Origin of the sequence: Pseudomonas batumici (genome assembly GCF_000820515.1) — a bacterium.
Lineage (GTDB): Bacteria > Pseudomonadota > Gammaproteobacteria > Pseudomonadales > Pseudomonadaceae > Aquipseudomonas > Aquipseudomonas batumici.
This window is the reverse complement of sequence record NZ_JXDG01000010.1, coordinates 1-17,278: the sequence shown is the minus strand read 5'-3', so window position 1 is coordinate 17,278 and position 17,278 is coordinate 1. Positions and strand designations below refer to the sequence as shown.

At 63.0% G+C, this 17,278-nt stretch carries 17 protein-coding genes and 1 pseudogene; 11 read left to right on the top strand and 7 right to left on the bottom strand.

Annotated features, from left to right (window positions below; translation table 11 throughout):
* The first annotated feature begins 75 nt into the window (after positions 1–75).
* From folM to UCMB321_RS04905, 5 genes are all read left to right on the top strand, one after another.
* On the top strand, positions 76–786 hold the full coding sequence (gene folM / locus UCMB321_RS04925) for a dihydromonapterin reductase (RefSeq protein WP_040064319.1): 711 nt from the start codon (positions 76–78) through the stop codon (positions 784–786).
* Between the two features lie 24 nt (positions 787–810).
* On the top strand, positions 811–1,371 hold the full coding sequence (gene folE, locus UCMB321_RS04920) for a GTP cyclohydrolase I FolE (RefSeq protein WP_040064317.1): 561 nt from the start codon (positions 811–813) through the stop codon (positions 1,369–1,371).
* Between the two features lie 2 nt (positions 1,372–1,373).
* Positions 1,374–1,745, top strand: a complete 372-nt coding sequence (gene folX / locus UCMB321_RS04915; RefSeq protein WP_040064315.1) for a dihydroneopterin triphosphate 2'-epimerase — start codon at positions 1,374–1,376, stop codon at positions 1,743–1,745.
* A gap of 223 nt (positions 1,746–1,968) precedes the next feature.
* Positions 1,969–2,265: a DUF1244 domain-containing protein gene (locus UCMB321_RS04910; RefSeq protein ID WP_040064314.1), complete on the top strand. Its 297-nt coding sequence runs from the start codon at positions 1,969–1,971 to the stop codon at positions 2,263–2,265.
* Positions 2,258–2,596 carry a HopJ type III effector protein gene (locus tag UCMB321_RS04905; RefSeq protein WP_040064313.1) on the top strand — a complete coding sequence of 113 codons (339 nt, stop codon included), beginning with the start codon at positions 2,258–2,260 and terminating at the stop codon, positions 2,594–2,596. The genes UCMB321_RS04910 and UCMB321_RS04905 overlap by 8 nt, the downstream gene beginning before the upstream one ends.
* A gap of 66 nt (positions 2,597–2,662) precedes the next feature.
* On the opposite strand, the gene trxB is transcribed toward UCMB321_RS04905, so the two are convergent.
* Positions 2,663–3,619 carry a thioredoxin-disulfide reductase gene (trxB, locus tag UCMB321_RS04900; protein ID WP_040064312.1) on the bottom strand — a complete coding sequence of 319 codons (957 nt, stop codon included), beginning with the start codon at positions 3,617–3,619 and terminating at the stop codon, positions 2,663–2,665.
* 301 nt (positions 3,620–3,920) lie between these two features.
* Between trxB and cysZ the strand changes: the two genes are divergently transcribed.
* Together cysZ and UCMB321_RS04890 are read left to right on the top strand one after the other, a co-directional pair.
* On the top strand, positions 3,921–4,676 hold the full coding sequence (gene cysZ, locus UCMB321_RS04895; protein WP_040064309.1) for a sulfate transporter CysZ: 756 nt from the start codon (positions 3,921–3,923) through the stop codon (positions 4,674–4,676).
* Between the two features lie 96 nt (positions 4,677–4,772).
* Positions 4,773–6,035: a glycosyltransferase family 4 protein gene (locus UCMB321_RS04890; protein ID WP_245220718.1), complete on the top strand. Its 1,263-nt coding sequence runs from the start codon at positions 4,773–4,775 to the stop codon at positions 6,033–6,035.
* 40 nt (positions 6,036–6,075) lie between these two features.
* On the opposite strand, the gene UCMB321_RS04885 is transcribed toward UCMB321_RS04890, so the two are convergent.
* The 3 genes from UCMB321_RS04885 to UCMB321_RS04875 form a co-directional block, all read right to left on the bottom strand.
* A complete protein-coding gene (locus UCMB321_RS04885; RefSeq protein WP_040064307.1) occupies positions 6,076–7,179 on the bottom strand; it encodes an NADH:flavin oxidoreductase in 1,104 nt (367 codons plus the stop codon).
* A gap of 260 nt (positions 7,180–7,439) precedes the next feature.
* Positions 7,440–7,922: a glutathione peroxidase gene (locus UCMB321_RS04880; protein ID WP_040064305.1), complete on the bottom strand. Its 483-nt coding sequence runs from the start codon at positions 7,920–7,922 to the stop codon at positions 7,440–7,442.
* A gap of 137 nt (positions 7,923–8,059) precedes the next feature.
* On the bottom strand, positions 8,060–8,545 hold the full coding sequence (locus UCMB321_RS04875; RefSeq protein ID WP_040064303.1) for an FKBP-type peptidyl-prolyl cis-trans isomerase: 486 nt from the start codon (positions 8,543–8,545) through the stop codon (positions 8,060–8,062).
* On the opposite strand from UCMB321_RS04875, the pseudogene UCMB321_RS29850 reads away from it, so the two are divergent.
* The 3 genes and pseudogenes from UCMB321_RS29850 (at position 8,514) to UCMB321_RS04860 (ending at position 12,076) form a co-directional block, all read left to right on the top strand.
* A pseudogene (locus UCMB321_RS29850) lies at positions 8,514–8,853 on the top strand (DUF3565 domain-containing protein). The gene UCMB321_RS04875 and the pseudogene UCMB321_RS29850 overlap by 32 nt on opposite strands.
* A 57-nt stretch (positions 8,854–8,910) precedes the next feature.
* Positions 8,911–11,010, top strand: a complete 2,100-nt coding sequence (pta, locus tag UCMB321_RS04865; RefSeq protein WP_040064300.1) for a phosphate acetyltransferase — start codon at positions 8,911–8,913, stop codon at positions 11,008–11,010.
* 160 nt (positions 11,011–11,170) lie between these two features.
* A complete protein-coding gene (locus tag UCMB321_RS04860) occupies positions 11,171–12,076 on the top strand; it encodes an acyltransferase (protein ID WP_040064297.1) in 906 nt (301 codons plus the stop codon).
* A 70-nt stretch (positions 12,077–12,146) separates the two neighbouring features.
* Here the strand turns inward: UCMB321_RS04860 and cysN are convergent, their stop codons facing one another.
* The 3 genes from cysN to UCMB321_RS04845 all read right to left on the bottom strand — a co-directional run bounded on the left by cysN (position 12,147) and on the right by UCMB321_RS04845 (position 15,882).
* The gene (gene cysN, locus UCMB321_RS04855) at positions 12,147–14,045 is read right to left on the bottom strand and encodes a sulfate adenylyltransferase subunit CysN (RefSeq protein WP_040064296.1); all 1,899 of its coding nucleotides are present in this window, start codon (positions 14,043–14,045) and stop codon (positions 12,147–12,149) included.
* 13 nt (positions 14,046–14,058) lie between these two features.
* Complete coding sequence (gene cysD / locus UCMB321_RS04850) at positions 14,059–14,976, bottom strand: sulfate adenylyltransferase subunit CysD (protein ID WP_040064295.1); 918 nt, start codon at positions 14,974–14,976, stop codon at positions 14,059–14,061.
* A gap of 147 nt (positions 14,977–15,123) precedes the next feature.
* Positions 15,124–15,882 (bottom strand): Nif3-like dinuclear metal center hexameric protein, encoded by a 759-nt coding sequence (locus tag UCMB321_RS04845; RefSeq protein WP_040064293.1) that lies wholly within the window; start codon positions 15,880–15,882, stop codon positions 15,124–15,126.
* A gap of 102 nt (positions 15,883–15,984) precedes the next feature.
* Here UCMB321_RS04845 and algW point away from each other — a divergent pair, with 102 nt between their 5' ends.
* Positions 15,985–17,142, top strand: coding sequence for a Do family serine endopeptidase AlgW (algW, locus tag UCMB321_RS04840; RefSeq protein WP_040064292.1), 1,158 nt, complete (start codon positions 15,985–15,987; stop codon positions 17,140–17,142).
* Positions 17,143–17,278 lie beyond the last annotated feature (136 nt).

Sequence of the window (17,278 nt, the reverse complement as noted above, 5' to 3'; positions counted from 1 at the left end):
TACAAGCGGTGTGGCTGGTATAGTTTTGACTTCAACGTCAACCGACGCCTCTCCACCGCTTACCACGAGCCTTCGATGCCACCGTCTTGTGCCCCGATCCTGATTACCGGCGCCGGCCAGCGTGTCGGCCTGCACTGCGCAGAGCGACTGCTGGCCGACGGTTACCCGGTGATCGTCAGCTATCGCAGCGAGCGCCCCGGCGTCCAGGCCCTGCGCGACCTCGGCGCGACCGCGCTGTTCGCCGACTTCTCCAGCGAAGCCGGGATCCTGGCCTTTATCGAGACGCTCAAGCAGCACACCGATTGCCTGCGGGCGATCGTCCATAATGCCTCGGCCTGGCTGACCGAAACACCCGGCAACGAAACCGCAGCCTTTACCCAGATGTTCAGCCTGCACATGCTGGCGCCCTATCTGATCAACCTGCACTGCGCCGAGTTGCTGGAACGCTCGCCCGTGGCCGACATCGTGCATATCAGCGACGATGTCACCCGCAAGGGCAGCGCCCAGCACGTCGCCTACTGCGCCAGCAAGGCCGGCCTGGACAGCCTGACCCTGTCCTTCGCGGCCCGCTACGCGCCGCGGATCAAGGTCAACGGAATCGCCCCCGCCCTGCTGATGTTCCACCCCGACGACGACGCGGCGTACCGCGCCAGGACCCTGGCCAAATCGGCCCTGGGTATCGAGCCCGGTGCCGGGGTGATCTATCAGAGCCTGCGCTATCTGCTGGACAACCCCTATGTCACTGGCACAACCTTGACCGTCAACGGCGGCCGGCACCTTAAATAAGCCGCCCCGCGAGGAATCCTTTCCATGAGTGCCACACTGCCCGAGCATTACCGCGAGATCCTCCTGGGGCTGGGCGAAAACCCTGACCGCGAGGGCCTGCAGGACACCCCGAAGCGGGCCGCCAAGGCCATGCAATACCTGTGTCGCGGCTATGCCCAGACGCTTGAGGACGTGGTCAACGGTGCCCTGTTCGCCTCCGACAACGACGAGATGATCATCGTCAAGGACATCGAGCTGTACTCGTTGTGCGAGCATCACCTGCTACCCTTCATCGGCAAGGTCCATGTCGCCTACGTGCCGACCGGCAAGGTGCTGGGGCTGTCGAAGATCGCCCGGATCGTCGACATGTTCGCCCGCCGCCTGCAGATCCAGGAAAATCTCACCCGGGAAATCGCCGACGCGATCGAGCAAGTGACCCAGGCCGCCGGCGTGGCGGTGGTGATCGAAGCCCAGCACATGTGCATGATGATGCGCGGCGTGGAAAAACAGAATTCGACCATGAACACCTCGGTGATGCTCGGAGCCCTGCGCGACTCGAGCCGCACCCGCATGGAGTTCCTGCAACTGATTGGACGGAGCAAGTAGCAATGCCACAACTTCAACCAGGCATGGCGCGCATCCGGGTCAAGGACCTGTGCCTGCGTACCTATATCGGCATCAACGAGGACGAGATCCTCAACAAGCAGGACGTGCTGATCAACCTGACCATCCTGTATGCGGCCCAGGAAGCGGTGCGCGACAACGACATCGATCACGCCCTGAACTACCGCACCATCACCAAGGCGATCATCCAGCATGTGGAGGGCAACCGCTTTGCCCTGCTCGAACGCCTGACCCAGGAACTGCTGGACCTGGTGATGAGCAACGAAGCGGTGCTGTATGCCGAGGTCGAAGTCGACAAGCCCCACGCGCTGCGGTTTGCCGAATCGGTGTCGATTACCCTGGCGGCCAGCCGCTAAAGGGCCGTTACCGGCTGCTGCTTGCAGCCGGCCGCTCGAAGCTCGAAACTAGGGTCTGTACGAGAACTCGCCGAGCGGCGATCAGGCAAGGCAAAAACAGGCGAGGAAGCGCAGTTTAGTCCACTAAATGAGCATTCCGAGCCTGTTTTTAACGCAGCATGATCGTCACGCAGGCAGTTATCGTACAGAGCCTAGCGCCCTCTTTCGTCCCAGAGCCCCCTATATGACCGAGCAAGAACGCCTGGAACTCGAAGCCGCCGCCTTTCGCCGGCTGGTCGCCCACCTGGACAGCCGCAAGGACGTGCAGAACATCGACCTGATGAACCTCGCCGGGTTCTGCCGCAACTGCCTGTCCAAGTGGTACAAGGCCGAAGCCGACGAACGCCGGATCGAGGTCAGCCTCGACGAGGCCCGTGAAGTGGTCTACGGCATGCCTTATGCCGAGTGGAAAGCCCAATACCAGCAAGAAGCCAGCGCCGAACAACAGGCGGCGTTCGCCAAAGGAAAACCCCATGAGTGATCTGAACACCCTGCGCACCCGCCTCAACAGCGGCGAACATGTTTTCGCCGACACCCTGGCGTTCATTGCCGCCGGTTACGACTATCAGCCACAGGCGTTCAACAACGGTGGTGTGGAAAACGCCGCCGGGCAGAACGAAGGCTCGTGCAAGACCCTCGGCCTGGCACTGCTGGAAGGCCTGAGCGACCAGGAAGCGTTGCTGGCCTTCGGCGAGCATTACCGTTCGGTACTGGCCACCCCCGAGGGCAGCGATCACGGCAATATCCGCGCGCTGATGGCCCATGGACTGGCCGGGGTGAAGTTCGTCGAGGCGCCGCTCAAGCGCCGCTGACAGCCCGATAGCGGGACAATAAAAAACCGGCCTCGCAGCCGGTTTTTTATTTAAGAGCACTCAGCGTCAGGCGTTCTGCAGGTCGTCGAGGTAGCGCTCGGCATCCAGGGCCGCCATGCAGCCAGCGCCGGCCGAGGTGATCGCCTGGCGATAGACGTGATCCGCCACGTCGCCCGCGGCAAACACACCTTCGACGTTGGTCGCCGTGGCATTGCCTTCACGACCGCCCTGCACCACCAGGTAGCCGTCCTTCAACGTCAGCTGGCCTTCGAACAGCGAAGTGTTCGGGGTGTGGCCGATGGCGATGAACACGCCGTCGACTTTCAGCTCGTCGAAGCTGCCGTCGTTGTTCTTCAGGCGGGCACCGGTCACGCCCATGTTGTCGCCCAGCACTTCGTCCAGGGTGGCGTTCAGCTTGAGGACAATCTTGCCCTCGGCCACACGGGCATGCAGCTTGTCGATCAGAATCTTCTCGGCGCGGAAGGTCTCGCGACGGTGCACCAGGGTCACCTTGCTGGCGATGTTGGCCAGGTACAGCGCCTCTTCCACGGCGGTGTTACCGCCACCGACCACGGCCACTTCCTTGTTGCGATAGAAGAAACCGTCGCAGGTGGCGCAAGCGGAAACGCCCTTGCCCATGAAGGTCTCTTCCGACGGCAGGCCCAGGTAACGGGCGCTGGCGCCGGTGGCGATGATCAGTGCGTCACAGGTGTAGGTGCCGCTGTCGCCCACCAGGGTGTAGGGCTTCTTCGCCAGGTCCACCGCGTTGATGTGGTCGAAAACGATTTCGGTTTCGAAACGCTCGGCGTGTTCACGCATGCGCTCCATCAGCGCCGGGCCGGTCAGGCCGTGCACATCGCCCGGCCAGTTGTCGACTTCGGTGGTGGTGGTCAACTGGCCGCCGGCCTGCATGCCGGTGATCAGCAGCGGCTTGAGGTTGGCGCGAGCCGCGTAGACCGCGGCGCTGTAACCGGCAGGGCCGGAACCGAGAATAATCACCCGCGAATGGCGTACTTCAGACATGACTCACTCCTATCGACCGCCCGTCAGCTACCGGAGCGGAGCGCCGGCGTACCGGCTGGAATAAAAAAGGACTGCGAAAGCACTTGGGGAAGGCTCGTAGCACACAGTCCTGAAAATAATGGGGTGCAGCGTATCGAGGAGGCGAAGATTAAGGAAATACGCAATAACAATCCAGCTCATAGCAGGTCTCTATCCTGAACGGTGTTCTTCCGGACGCCTTTGTTACAGCAAATGTCGCCCCTTTCACCGCCCGTACAAAGTCGGTAAGGTCGGCGCGTTTTCCCTCTCTTCGGAGCCCCTTATGCCCGCACCCGTCCTGTCCGGCCCGCAATACCTGCGCGAGGGCCTGAAGCTGGTCCTGAGCCCGGGCCTGCGCCTGTTCGTCCTGCTGCCGCTGGCGATCAACCTGGTGCTGTTCGTCGGCTTGATCTACCTGGCCGGCCACCAGTTCAGCGTCTGGGTCGACACCCTGATGCCGACCCTGCCCAGCTGGCTGGGTTTCCTCAACTACATCCTCTGGCCGCTGTTCGTGGCGCTGGTGGTGTTGATGGTGTTCTTCACCTTCACGATGATCGCCAACGTGATCGCGGCGCCCTTCAACGGTTTTCTCGCGGAGAAGGTCGAAGTGGTGGTGCGCGGCACCGATAACTTCCCGGCCTTCAGTTGGGCGGAACTGCTGGCGATGATTCCCCGCACCCTGGCCCGGGAAATGCGCAAGCTGGGCTACTTCCTGCCGCGGGCCATCGCGCTGTTGGTGCTGTCGTTCATCCCGGTGGTGAATATCGTCGCCGCACCGCTGTGGCTGCTGTTCGGGGTGTGGATGATGGCGATCCAGTACATCGACTACCCGGCGGACAACCACAAGCTGAGCTGGCAAGGCATGCTCGCCTGGCTGCGGCAGAAACGCTGGCAGTGCATGAGCTTTGGCGGGGTGGTCTACCTGGTGCTGCTGGTGCCGCTGGTCAACATCGTGATGATGCCTGCCGCCGTGGCCGGAGCGACCTTGTTCTGGGTCCGTGAGCGGGGTGACGAGGCCCTGGCCGGCGACCGGCGCTGAGGCCTGCGCACAGGGCGGGAGGCGGCTGGCCGCCTCGTCATAAATCCATCATCAAACCGCCACAGTGTCGCAACCGCCCGGGTCGACACTGCAAGCATGACGACAGCTCTGCATATCACCCTGATCACCGAAACCTTCCCACCGGAAATCAACGGCGTGGCCAATACCCTTGGCCGCCTGTGCGACGGTCTGCGCGCCCGCGGGCACCAGATCGAGCTGGTACGCCCGCGCCAGAGCTGCGACCAGGCCCGCCCCAGCGATACCGAACTGCTGCTCTGCCGTGGCTGGCCGCTGCCCGGTTATCCCGGACTGCAATGGGGGCAGTCGTCGATGCACAAGTTGCTGCGGCGCTGGAAACGCCAGCGTCCGGACGTGCTGTACATCGCCACCGAAGGCCCGCTGGGCCTGTCGGCCCTACGGGCGGCCAGGCGCCTGGGGATTTCGGTGGTCAGCGGTTTCCACACCAACTTCCAGCAGTACTCCCATCAATACGGCATGGGCTTGCTGACGCGGCTACTGACCCACTACCTGCGCTGGTTCCACAACCGCTCCAAGCTGACCCTGGTCCCCAGCGTCAGCCAGCGCATGGAGCTGGAACGGCGGCATTTCGAGCGCCTGGAACTGCTCTCCCGCGGCGTCGACAGCCAGTTGTTCCATCCCGCCAAGCGCCTGAGCGCCCTGCGCACCACCTGGGGCCTGGCGGACAACGATATTGCGCTGCTGTATGTCGGGCGACTGGCGACCGAGAAGAACCTCGGCCTGCTCAAGCGCACCTTCGAGCACCTGCAGGCGACTTATCCACAGCGGGTGATGAAGCTGATCGTGGTCGGCGACGGCCCGCAACGCGACATGCTGGAAAAGGAACTGCCGGGGGCGATTTTCTGCGGCACCCAGCGCGGCGAGGCCCTGGCCTGCCACTATGCGTCGGCGGATCTGTTCCTGTTCCCGAGCCTCACCGAAACGTTCGGCAATGTGGTGCTTGAGGCACTGGCGTCGGGGTTGGGGGTCGTGGCTTACGATGAGGCCGCTGCCGCCCAGCACATCCGCCATGGCTACAACGGCGTGCTGGCCATGCCCGGCGACGAGGAGGCGTTCTGCGACGCCGCCGGCTGGTTGCTGGAAGGCCGGGAGACCTTGCGCAATGTTCGTCTCAACGCCCGCCAGCATGCCAGTCGGCAAGGCTGGGGGGCGATAGTCGAGCAGTTCGAGAAGCAGTTGCGCGGGGCCTGTGACGCGGCGCCTGTGGAGGCGAGCTTGCCAGCAACCGCGCTGCAAGACTCAATGCCGCCATCGCCAGCAAGCCGGCTCCCACAGTACGGGGTTTCACCACACAATACCGTCAAGCCCGGCCCCTTGTAGAGGCCGGCTTGTCGGCGATGGCGATCCAACGCGTGGCGGGTCAGACCAGGCTCGTCAGCGCCTCACGGCTGAACGGCAGGATGTCCTGCTCGCGGCCGTCACGCACCTTCACCGCCCAATCCGGGTCCACCAGCAGGGCGCGGCCCACCGCGACCAGGTCGAACTCGTCGTTGTTCAGGCGCTCCAGCAGTTTTTCCAGGCTCGCTGGCTGGGCCACCTTGTCGGTGTTGACCATGAACTGCAGGAACTCGCCGTCCAGGCCGACGCTGCCGACGGTGATGGTCGGTTTGCCGGTCAGCTTGCGGGTCCAGCCCGCCAGGTTCAGCTCGGAACCTTCGAACTCCGGCTCCCAGAAACGCCGCGTGGAGCAGTGGAAAATATCCACGCCCGCATCGGCCAACGGCTTGAGGAACTCACCCAGGGCCTCCGGCGTCTGCACCAGACGGGCACTGTAGTCCTGCTGCTTCCATTGGGAAAAACGGAAGATGATCGGGAAGTCCGGCCCCACCGCCGCCCGCACGGTCTGGATCAGTTCGATGGCAAAACGCGAACGGTTGGCCAGGCTGCCACCGTACTCATCGGTACGCGGGTTGGTGCCTTCCCAGAAGAACTGGTCGATCAGGTAACCGTGGGCACCATGGATCTCGACACCGTCCATGCCGATGCTCTGGGCATCACGAGCCGCCTGGGCGAAGGCCCCGATCACCTCGTCGATGTCCTGCCGGCTCATGCCGTGAACCACCACCTGGCCGTCCTTGAGCTTCTCGCCCGGGCCATAACCCGGCACGCTCGCGTCCGGTTCGGTGCCCAGGCGACGCACGTTACCCACGTGCCAGAGCTGCGGAACGATCTTGCCACCTTCGGCGTGCACCGCATCGACGACTTTTTTCCAGCCGGCCAGGGCCGCCTCGCCATAGAAGTGCGGCACGTTCGGATAACCGTTGGCTGCCGGGTGACCGACGGTGGTGCCTTCGGTGACGATCAGGCCGACACCGGCCGCCGCACGCTTGCGGTAGTACTCGATGACTTTCGAATTGGGTACGCCGCCCGGGGAAAACGAACGGGTCATCGGTGCCATGACCACGCGGGTCGGCAACTCCAGCGCGCCAAGATGGAAAGGTCGGAACAGGGCTTTAACGGGCATGGGGTACTCCACGGCGCAGGGGGAATTTATGATCAGGATAATATTTCGCCAGGGACACGCCGCCCAGCACTATTGATCTGAGTGATTAAGCTTTAGAAGTGTCAAGGGAGAGGTGCGGACCTTGTGGGAGCGGAGCCTGTCGGATCGCCGCACCGCCGCGAAGAGGACTGTGAAGCTGCCAAAAGCTTCGTCGGAACGCCGCCCGGGGCAAGCTCCGCTCCCACAGGAAAGAGTAGGGCCTGCCCATCTGCGCCGTTACATCAAGCCAGGGCTTTTTCGATCGCCTGGATCACCGCCGGATCATCCGGCGCGGTACGCGGCGAGAAACGTGCCAGTACGCGGCCGTCCTTGCCCATCAGGAATTTCTCGAAATTCCAGGTGATATCGCCAGGAAACTCCGCGCCCTCGCCCGCCAGCAGACGGTACAGCTGGTGCCGGTCATGACCGTTGACCTCCAGCTTGCTGCTCAACGGAAAGCTCACGCCATAGTTCAGGCTGCAGAACGCCTGGATCTCCTCCTCGGTGCCCGGCTCCTGCCCGGCAAACTGGTTGCACGGCAGGCCCAGCACGCTGAAGCCCTGGTCCTTGTAATGCTGGTAGAGGTTCTCAAGAGCGGCATATTGCGGCGTCAGGCCACATTTCGAGGCCACGTTGACCACCAGCACCACGTGCCCCTTGAACGGCGCCAGCGGCAGTTCCTGACCATCCAGCGCTTTTAGTGTCAGATCGTGGAAAGCACTCATGACGAACTCCCGTTTTTCCCGGACTCATACGCGAATATTGTTGCCCGACACCCCGACCGGTTTCCAGTTAAAAACCGCGGCGGACTAAAAAAGGCGCCCGTGGGCGCCTTCCAACTACCTGAGCTTAGCAGCAGAAATCAGTGGTGATGGCCACCTTCGCCATGGACGTGGCCATGGGCGATTTCTTCCTGGCTGGCATCACGGATGTCGATGACCTTGACCTTGAAGTTCAGGCGCTGGCCGGCCAACGGGTGGTTGCCGTCGACGGTGACATCGTCGCCGTCCAGATCGCGGATAGTGACGATCTGCATCTGGCCGTCCGGAGCGGAAGCGTGGAACTGCATGCCCACTTCCAGCTCGTCGACACCTTCGAACATGCTGCGGCTCAGGGTGCTGACCAGTTCGGCGGAGTATTCGCCGTAGGCGTCTTCAGGCTCGACGCTCACGTTCAGCTCGTCGCCGACGTTCTTGCCTTCCAGGGCCTTTTCCAGACCTGGGATAATGTTGCCGGCACCGTGCAGGTAAACCAGCGGAGCGCCGCCGGAAGAGCTGTCGATGACCTCACCAGCGTCGTTGGTGAGGGTATAGTCGATGGAGACAGCCTTGTTGGCAGCGATCGTCATAAGAGCGAGACCTTTTGCATAGGAATAAAGAACGGACAAGTCTAAACAAGGATTCGTCCGAAAGCGAACTGAACCCGGACAGACGGCCCCAGGCCACGCCTGCGACCATCGTCGGCTTTCATCAGGACGAGGACGGGCACTGGGTGGTCGAGCTGTCCTGCGGCCATACCCAGCACCTGCGCCATCAACCGCCCTGGCAGTCGCGCGCCTGGGTGCTCGATCCATCGCTGCGCGCAGAAAAAATCGCTCAGCGCTTTGAATGTGGTTGGTGCGCTCAAGGCTCGGTTAACGATAACCTTGGCGACTGAACTTCGCAGATCGCCAGGCATAGGCGATTGCACTTGCGCTTCCTCAAGAGAATACGCATGCAAACTTTTTTTATCGCGCCCACCGATTTTGGTGTGGGTCTGACCTCGATCAGCCTCGGGCTGGTCCGCACACTGGAACGCGCCGGTCTGAAGGTCGGCTTTTTCAAACCCATTGCCCAGCCCCATCCCGGCGACCTGGGTCCGGAGCGCTCCACTGAACTGGTGGCCCGCACCCATGGCCTGAAACCGCCACAACCCCTGGGCCTGGCCCATGTCGAACGGATGCTCGGCGACGGCCAGCTCGATGAGCTGCTGGAAGAAATCGTCACCCTGTACCAACAGGCCGCCGTCGGCAAGGACGTGCTGGTGGTCGAAGGCATGGTGCCGACCCGCAGCGCCAGCTATGCGGCCCGGGTCAACCAGCACCTGGCCAAGAGCCTGGACGCCGAGGTGATCCTGGTCTCGGCGGCGGAAAACGAGGCGCTGAGCGAACTCTCCGGCCGGGTGGAATTGCAGGCGCAGCTGTTCGGCGGTCCCAAGGACCCGAAAGTGCTCGGGGTGATCCTCAACAAGGTCCGTACCGACGAGAGCATGGCCGACTTCTCCGCCCGCCTGAAGGAACATTCGCCGCTGCTGCGCAGTGGCGACTTCCGCCTGCTGGGCTGCATTCCGTTCCAGCCGGACCTCAATGCCCCGCGCACCCGCGACGTCGCCGAACTGCTCGGCGCAGAGGTGCTCAACGCCGGTGACTACGAGCAACGGCGCATGAACAAGATCATCCTCTGCGCCCGTACGGTGCGTAACACCATCGACCTGCTCAAGCCCGGCGTACTGGTGGTGACTCCAGGGGACCGCGACGACATCATTCTCGCCGTGAGCATTGCCGCGATGAACGGCGTGCCCCTGGCCGGCCTGTTGCTGACCAGCGGCACCCTGCCCGATCCGCGCATCATGGAGCTGTGTCGCGGTGCCATGACGGCGGGCCTGCCGCTGCTGTCGGTGAGCACCGGCTCCTACGACACCGCCAACCAGCTCAACGGCCTGAACAAGGAAATCCCCATCGATGACCGCGAGCGCGCGGAGATCATCACCGATTTCGTCGCCGGGCACCTGGACGCCCACTGGCTGCACCAGCGCTGTGGCACCCCACGGGAAATGCGCCTGACGCCGGCGGTGTTCCGCTACCAGCTGATCCAGCGCGCCCAGGAAGCCAACAAGCGCATCGTCCTGCCCGAAGGCAGCGAGCCGCTCACCGTGCAGGCCGCCGCCATCTGCCAGGCCCGGGGCATCGCCCGCTGCGTGCTGCTGGCCAAGCCGGCGGAAGTCGAAGCGGTGGCCAGGGCCCAAGGTATCGAACTGCCGCCGGGGCTGGAAATTCTTGATCCGGACCTGATTCGCGGGCGCTACGCCGAGCCCATGGTGGCCCTGCGCAAGAGCAAGAGCCTGAACACCCCCATGGCCGAGCAGCAACTGGAAGACACTGTGGTGATCGGCACCATGATGCTGGCGCTGGACGAAGTGGACGGACTGGTCTCCGGGGTTATCCACTCCACCGCCAACACCATCCGCCCGGCCCTGCAACTGATCAAGACCGCGCCGGGTTGCACCCTGGTGTCGTCGGTGTTCTTCATGCTGTTCCCGGACCAGGTGTTGGTCTATGGCGACTGCGTGATGAACCCCCACCCTTCCGCGGCGGAACTGGCGGAAATCGCCCTGCAAAGCGCCGACTCGGCTCAGGCGTTTGGGATCGCGCCACGGGTCGCGATGATCAGCTACTCCAGCGGCGAATCGGCCAGCGGCGAGGAAGTGGAGAAAGTCCGCGAAGCCACCCTGCTGGCCCACGAGTCGCAGCGTAATCTGCTGATCGACGGTCCGTTGCAGTACGACGCCGCGGCCAACGAAAACGTGGCCCGGCAACTGGCGCCCAACAGCCAGGTGGCGGGACGTGCCACGGTGTTCGTGTTCCCCGACCTGAACACCGGCAACACCACCCACAAGGCGGTGCAACGCAGCGCCGACTGCGTCAGCCTGGGGCCGATGCTGCAAGGCCTGCGCAAGCCGGTCAACGACCTGCCGCGCGGCGCCCAGGTGGACGACATCGTCTACACCATCGCCCTCACCGCGATCCAAGCCGCCAACCGACCTGTGGATATCTAAGTGTCCCTTCTCGAAAATAACTGCTCAATTTTGGCGGCGTCCGTTACCCTCATGCGGCGTTGCCGCTCCTCGCCATAGCGGGCTATGACTCGTCGCGGCGCCTTGCCTGAGGGCAACGGCCACTCGCCAAAATATGACCGTATTTCCGAGAAAGGACACTATGCTCGACTTCCTCCCGGCCCCGTTGCGAGGCGTGATCGCCTCGCTGCTGTTGGCGTTGAATACCCTGTTGCTGTGCTCGTTCCTGTTCGGCGTGGCCCTGCTCAAGGCCCTGCCCTTTGCCCTGACCCGGCGTTTCACCCACTGGTTGATGAACCATACCCATGAGGCCTGGGTCAGCAACAACAAGGCCTGGATGCAACTGGTCCGCCGCACCCGCTGGCACCTCAGCGGCCTGGAGGGCCTGGACTACCAGCATTCCTATCTGGTCACCAGCAACCATCAGAGCTGGGTCGACATCATGGTCTTGCAGTACGTGCTCAACCGGAAGATCCAGCCGCTGAAGTTCTTTCTCAAGCAGGAGCTGATCTGGGTGCCGGTGATCGGCCTGGCCTGGTGGACCCTGGGCTTTCCCTTCATGAAGCGTTACTCCAAGGCCTACCTGGAGAAGCACCCGGAAAAGAAAGGCAAGGACCTGGAAACCACGCGCAAGACCTGCGCGAAGTTTCGCGACAACCCTGTGGGTATCTTCAATTTCGCCGAAGGCACGCGCTTCACCCAGGGCAAGCACGCGCAGCAGCAGTCCCCCTTCCGTTATCTGCTCAAACCCAAGGCCGGCGGTATCGCCTTTGTGCTGGATGCCATGGGCGAGCAGTTGGAGTCCATCGTCAACGTGACCATTCACTATCCGGGTGGGAAGCCGGGGTATTGGGGCCTGCTGTGCGGCAACGTACGGGATGTGGTGGTGCATTTCGAAGAGCTGAAGATCCCTCCGCAGTTCATCGGCAGGAACTACGACCAGGACGGCGAGTACCGCCTGGAGTTCCAGGGCTGGATCAACCAGTTGTGGCACGACAAGGACGCGCTGCTGACGCAGATGCATCGCGAGTACCCCGCCTGCCCTTGAGGCGTCTTCAGGGCATGAAAAAGCCCGCGGCCGATCACTCGGTCGCGGGCTTTTTCAATGCGGCTGATCCTTAGATCGCGCCGCGCTGGCGCAACAGCTCCAGGACTTTCTTCACGCTGTCTTCCAGCGACAACGACTGCGTGTCCACCACCAGGTCGGCATTGAGCGGCACGTCGTACGGGAAGGACTCACCCGGAATGTTATCGCCTCCGGCCGCGTACAGGCCCTGGGGATCACGGGCCTGGCAGGCCTGCGGCGAAGCCTGGACATAGACGGTGAGCAAACGCTCGTCACCGATCAGCGCCTTGGCCTGTTCACGGCCTTCGGCATCCGGTGCCACGAACGCGGCCAGGGTCAGCAGGCCGGCCTCGTTGAACTGACGCGCCACATGGGCGGCACGGCGCCAGTTCTCGGTACGTCCGGCACGATCCTGCGGCAAGCCCTTGTTCAGGTCATGACGCAGGTTCTGGCCGTCCAGCACGAACACCGCACGGCCCTGGTCGAACAACTTGCGCTCCACGGCATAGGCCAGGGTGCTCTTGCCCGCGCCCGACAGGCCGGTGAACAGCACCGTCGCCGGTTGCTGGCCGAAACGCTGGGCCCGCTCCTCGGTGGCAACATGAGCCAGCTTGCCATGGTGCGTGGTGCTGCCATGGGCCAACGGCTGGGCGACGATCATGCCGGCGCCCACGGTGCCGTTGGTCAGGCGGTCGATGACAATGAACGCGCCGGTGGTGCGGTTGTTCTCGTAACCGTCCAGGGCAATCGGTGCATCCAGGGCGATCCTGACCTTGCCGATTTCGTTCAGCTGCAAGGCGCTGGCCTGGCCTTCTTCGAGGGTGTTCACATCGACCTTGTGGACGATGCTGGCAATCGAACCCGGCACGTAGCTGGTGGCCCGCTTGATGTCATATTTCTTGCCCGGCAGCATCGGCTCCTCGCCCATCCAGACCAGCATGGCCTCGAAGCTGTCGGTCACCGGCGGCACATTGTCGGCATGCACCAACAGGTCGCCACGGGAGATGTCGATCTCGTCTTCCATGGTCAGGGTCACGGCCTGGCCGGGACCGGCGTGCTCCAGCTCGCCTTCGAAGGTGACGATGGACTTCACCCGGCTGCTCTTGCCCGACGGCAGCACGACCACGTCATCGCCCTTCTTCACGATGCCGCTGGCCAGGGTGCCGGCAAAGCCACGGAAGTTCAGGTTCGGCCGGTTGACGTATTGCACCGGGAAACGCAGGTCGGTGAAGTTGCGATCGCCCGCCACTTCCACGGTTTCAAGGATTTCCATCAGCGACTGGCCGGTGTACCAGGGCGAACGCTCGCTCTTGTTCACCACGTTGTCGCCCTTCAAGGCCGACATCGGCACGAAGTGCATGCTGGTCGGCTTCATCTTCAAGCCTTCGGCGAACGTCAGGTAGTCGGCCTTGATCGACTCGAACACACCCTGGTCGAAGTCCTTGAGGTCCATCTTGTTGATGGCGACGACTATGTGCTTGATCCCCAGCAGGGAGGCGATGAAGCTGTGGCGACGGGTCTGGGTCTGCACGCCGTAGCGGGCGTCCACCAGGATGATCGCCAGGTCACAGGTGGAGGCACCGGTGGCCATGTTGCGGGTGTACTGCTCATGGCCGGGGGTGTCGGCGATGATGAACTTGCGCTTGGCAGTGGAGAAATAGCGGTAGGCGACATCGATGGTGATGCCCTGCTCACGCTCGGCCTGCAGGCCATCGACCAGCAACGCCAGGTCGATGTCGTCACCGGTGGTGCCGACTTTCTTAGAATCGCGGGTGATGGCTTCCAGATGGTCTTCGTAGATCATCTTGGAGTCGTGCAGCAGGCGCCCGATCAGGGTGCTCTTGCCGTCGTCGACGTTACCGCAGGTCAGGAAACGCAGCAGTTCCTTGCGCTCGTGCTGGCCCAGGTAGGCGAGGATGTCCTCGCTGATCAAATCAGATTGATGCGACATGCTTAGACCCTGTTTAGAAATAGCCCTGACGTTTCTTGTCTTCCATGGAACCCGCAGCATCGTGGTCGATGACCCGACCCTGGCGCTCGGAAGTCCGCGTCAGGAGCATTTCCTGAATGATGTCCGTGAGGGTTTCGGCCTCGGACTCCACCGCGCCCGTCAACGGGTAGCAGCCAAGGGTACGGAAACGCACCTTCTTCTTGACGATGCGCGCCTTGTCCTCGTCGGACAGGTGCTCGAGGATCCGCTCGTCGTCGATCATGATCAGGGTGCCGTTCTTCTCGATGACGTCGCGTTCGGCGGCGAAATACAGCGGCACGATCGGGATGCCTTCGAGGTAGATGTACTGCCAGATGTCCAGCTCGGTCCAGTTCGACAGCGGGAAGACGCGGATCGACTCGCCCTTGTTGACCTTGCCGTTGTAGACGTTCCACAACTCCGGACGCTGGTTCTTCGGGTCCCAGCGGTGCTTGCTGTCGCGGAAGGAGTAGACCCGCTCCTTGGCCCGCGACTTCTCCTCGTCACGCCGGGCGCCGCCGAACGCCGCATCGAAGCCGTACTTGTCCAGGGCCTGCTTGAGCCCCTCGGTCTTCATGATGTCGGTGTGCTTGGCGCTGCCGTGGGTGAAGGGGTTGATGTCCTGCGCCACGCCGTCCGGGTTCACGTGGGTGATCAGGTCCAGGCCCAGCTCGGCAACCATCTTGTCGCGAAAGCTGTACATTTCCTTGAATTTCCAGCGTGTGTCGACATGCATCACCGGAAACGGCAGCTTGCCCGGGAAAAACGCCTTGCGCGCCAGATGCAGCATCACGGCGGAGTCTTTACCGATGGAGTACAGCATCACCGGGTTATCGAACTCGGCGGCCACCTCGCGGATGATGTGGATGCTTTCCGCCTCCAGCTGTTTCAGATGCGTCAGTTTGTCGACCATGGCTACTCACGAAAAGCGTTCTTATGGACGGCCAGCGGGCCGTGTTCGAGCGAGGCATGCTAGCACAGCACCCTATTCTATTGAGGGGGGCCGACTAGATCGAAACGGTATAAGAATATACCGGGGCGTTTGACCGCTCCCACGGGTTCATATCGGGTTCGGGCAATCGATGAACAGGTGCTCCAGCGCGAAACGCCGCGCCAGGTAGTCGCCCAACGCCTGCACGCCATAACGCTCAGTGGCGTGATGGCCGGCGGCGATGAAACTGATGCCGTTCTCCCGCGCACTGTGGAACGTCTGTTCGGATGCCTCGCCACTCAGGTACAGGTCCACACCGGCCAACACCGCCTGATCAATATAGCCCTGGCCGCCACCGGTACACCAGCCGACCCGGCGGACCATGGTGTCGCCCTCGATCAGCAACGGCTCGCGCCCCAAGACTTCCTGGACCTTGCGGGCAAAGTCGCGGGCGGTCAGCGGCTCGTTCAGCGAACCCACCAGCCCGACAACCTTCGGGTTTTCCGGGTCCAGCGGGCCTTCCACGGTGATATCCAACTGTCGCGCCAACTGCACGTTGTTGCCGACCTCGGGGTGCAGGTCCAGCGGCAGGTGGTAGGCCAGCAGGCTGATGTCGTGCTTGAGCAAGGTCTTCAGCCGGCGCTGCTTCATGCCGGTGACGCAAGGGTCCTCGCCCTTCCAGAAGTAGCCGTGGTGCACCAGGATCAGGTCGGCCTGGGCCTCGACGGCAGCGTCCAGCAGCGCCTGGCTGGCGGTCACGCCGCTGACGATACGCATCACCTGCGGCCGGCCTTCGACCTGCAGGCCGTTGGGGCAATAATCGGCAATCCGCGCGCTGCTCAGGAAGCGATCCGCTTCCTCGACCAGCGTATTCAATGAAACCGCCATAAAAACTCCTGAATATCCCATTCAGAGGCGCCCGTGGCCTCGTATAATGCGCCACATTATGGGCCGTCCGACATGGCCTGCAACCTTCCAGGACTTTGCTCAATGCTCAAGGCTCTGCGTTTCTTTGGCTGGCCGCTGTTGGCCGGCGTGCTGGTGGCTTTGCTGATCATCCAGCGCTACCCGCAATGGGTCGGCCTGCCCACCCTCGATGTGAACCTGCAACAGGCACCGCAGACCACCCTCAACCAGCAGGGCCCGGCTTCCTATGCCGATGCCGTGGACCTGGCCGCCCCCGCGGTGGCCAACCTGTACACCACCAAGGTGGTCAACAAGAGCACCCACCCGCTGTTCGAGGACCCGCAGTTCCGGCGTTTCTTCGGTGACAACCTGCCCAAGCAGAAGCGCATGGAGTCCAGCCTGGGCTCGGCGGTGATCATGAGCCCCACCGGCTACCTGCTGACCAACAACCACGTGACCGCCGGTGCCGACCAGATCGTGGTGGCCCTCAAGGACGGCCGCGAAACCCTGGCCAAGGTGGTCGGCAGCGATCCGGAAACCGACCTGGCGGTGCTCAAGATCGATCTGCCGAACCTGCCGTCGATCACCATCGGCCGCTCGGACCAGATCCGCATCGGCGACATCGCCCTGGCCATCGGCAACCCGTTCGGGGTCGGCCAGACCACCACCATGGGCATCATCAGCGCCACCGGCCGCAACCAGCTGGGCCTGAACAACTATGAAGACTTCATCCAGACCGACGCGGCGATCAACCCCGGCAACTCCGGCGGCGCCCTGGTGGATGCCAACGGCAACCTGACCGGCATCAATACCGCGATCTTCTCCAAGTCCGGCGGCTCCCAGGGCATCGGCTTTGCGATTCCGATCAACCTGGCGGTGGAGGTGATGAAGGCGATCATCGAGCACGGCCAGGTGATTCGCGGCTGGCTGGGGATCGAAGTGCAGCCCCTGACCCAGGAGCTGGCGGAGTCGTTCGGTCTGAGCGGGCATCCCGGCATCGTGGTCGCCGGCGTGTTCCGTGATGGCCCGGCACAGAAGGCCGGCTTGCAGCTGGGGGATGTGATTCTCAGCATCGACGGCGTGCCGGCCACGGACGGTCGTCGCTCGATGAACCAGGTGGCGCGGATCAAGCCGACCGACAACGTGGCCATCCAGGTGCTGCGCAACGGCAAGGAACTCAAGCTGATGGCGGAAATCGGCCTGCGTCCACCGCCGCAGACACCGCCGCAGGCAGAGGAATAAACCGAGCCGGCGCATAGGATCCGCGACGACAGCTCTTGGACCAGGCACCCTCTGTGCGGGCACGCACCAGGGTCTGTACGAGAACTCGCCGAGCGGCGATCAGGCAAGGCAAAAACAGGCGAGGAAGCGCAGTTTA

What these genes read in the sequence shown, in the direction of transcription:
- folM (WP_040064319.1), top strand. Translation starts at nt 76, where the DNA reads ATGCCACCGTCTTGTGCCCCGATCCTGATTACCGGCGCCGGCCAGCGT.
- folE (WP_040064317.1), top strand. Translation starts at nt 811, where the DNA reads ATGAGTGCCACACTGCCCGAGCATTACCGCGAGATCCTCCTGGGGCTG.
- folX (WP_040064315.1), top strand. Translation starts at nt 1,374, where the DNA reads ATGCCACAACTTCAACCAGGCATGGCGCGCATCCGGGTCAAGGACCTG.
- UCMB321_RS04910 (WP_040064314.1), top strand. Translation starts at nt 1,969, where the DNA reads ATGACCGAGCAAGAACGCCTGGAACTCGAAGCCGCCGCCTTTCGCCGG.
- UCMB321_RS04905 (WP_040064313.1), top strand. Translation starts at nt 2,258, where the DNA reads ATGAGTGATCTGAACACCCTGCGCACCCGCCTCAACAGCGGCGAACAT.
- trxB (WP_040064312.1), bottom strand. Translation starts at nt 3,619, where the DNA reads ATGTCTGAAGTACGCCATTCGCGGGTGATTATTCTCGGTTCCGGCCCT.
- cysZ (WP_040064309.1), top strand. Translation starts at nt 3,921, where the DNA reads ATGCCCGCACCCGTCCTGTCCGGCCCGCAATACCTGCGCGAGGGCCTG.
- UCMB321_RS04890 (WP_245220718.1), top strand. Translation starts at nt 4,773, where the DNA reads ATGACGACAGCTCTGCATATCACCCTGATCACCGAAACCTTCCCACCG.
- UCMB321_RS04885 (WP_040064307.1), bottom strand. Translation starts at nt 7,179, where the DNA reads ATGCCCGTTAAAGCCCTGTTCCGACCTTTCCATCTTGGCGCGCTGGAG.
- UCMB321_RS04880 (WP_040064305.1), bottom strand. Translation starts at nt 7,922, where the DNA reads ATGAGTGCTTTCCACGATCTGACACTAAAAGCGCTGGATGGTCAGGAA.
- UCMB321_RS04875 (WP_040064303.1), bottom strand. Translation starts at nt 8,545, where the DNA reads ATGACGATCGCTGCCAACAAGGCTGTCTCCATCGACTATACCCTCACC.
- pta (WP_040064300.1), top strand. Translation starts at nt 8,911, where the DNA reads ATGCAAACTTTTTTTATCGCGCCCACCGATTTTGGTGTGGGTCTGACC.
- UCMB321_RS04860 (WP_040064297.1), top strand. Translation starts at nt 11,171, where the DNA reads ATGCTCGACTTCCTCCCGGCCCCGTTGCGAGGCGTGATCGCCTCGCTG.
- cysN (WP_040064296.1), bottom strand. Translation starts at nt 14,045, where the DNA reads ATGTCGCATCAATCTGATTTGATCAGCGAGGACATCCTCGCCTACCTG.
- cysD (WP_040064295.1), bottom strand. Translation starts at nt 14,976, where the DNA reads ATGGTCGACAAACTGACGCATCTGAAACAGCTGGAGGCGGAAAGCATC.
- UCMB321_RS04845 (WP_040064293.1), bottom strand. Translation starts at nt 15,882, where the DNA reads ATGGCGGTTTCATTGAATACGCTGGTCGAGGAAGCGGATCGCTTCCTG.
- algW (WP_040064292.1), top strand. Translation starts at nt 15,985, where the DNA reads ATGCTCAAGGCTCTGCGTTTCTTTGGCTGGCCGCTGTTGGCCGGCGTG.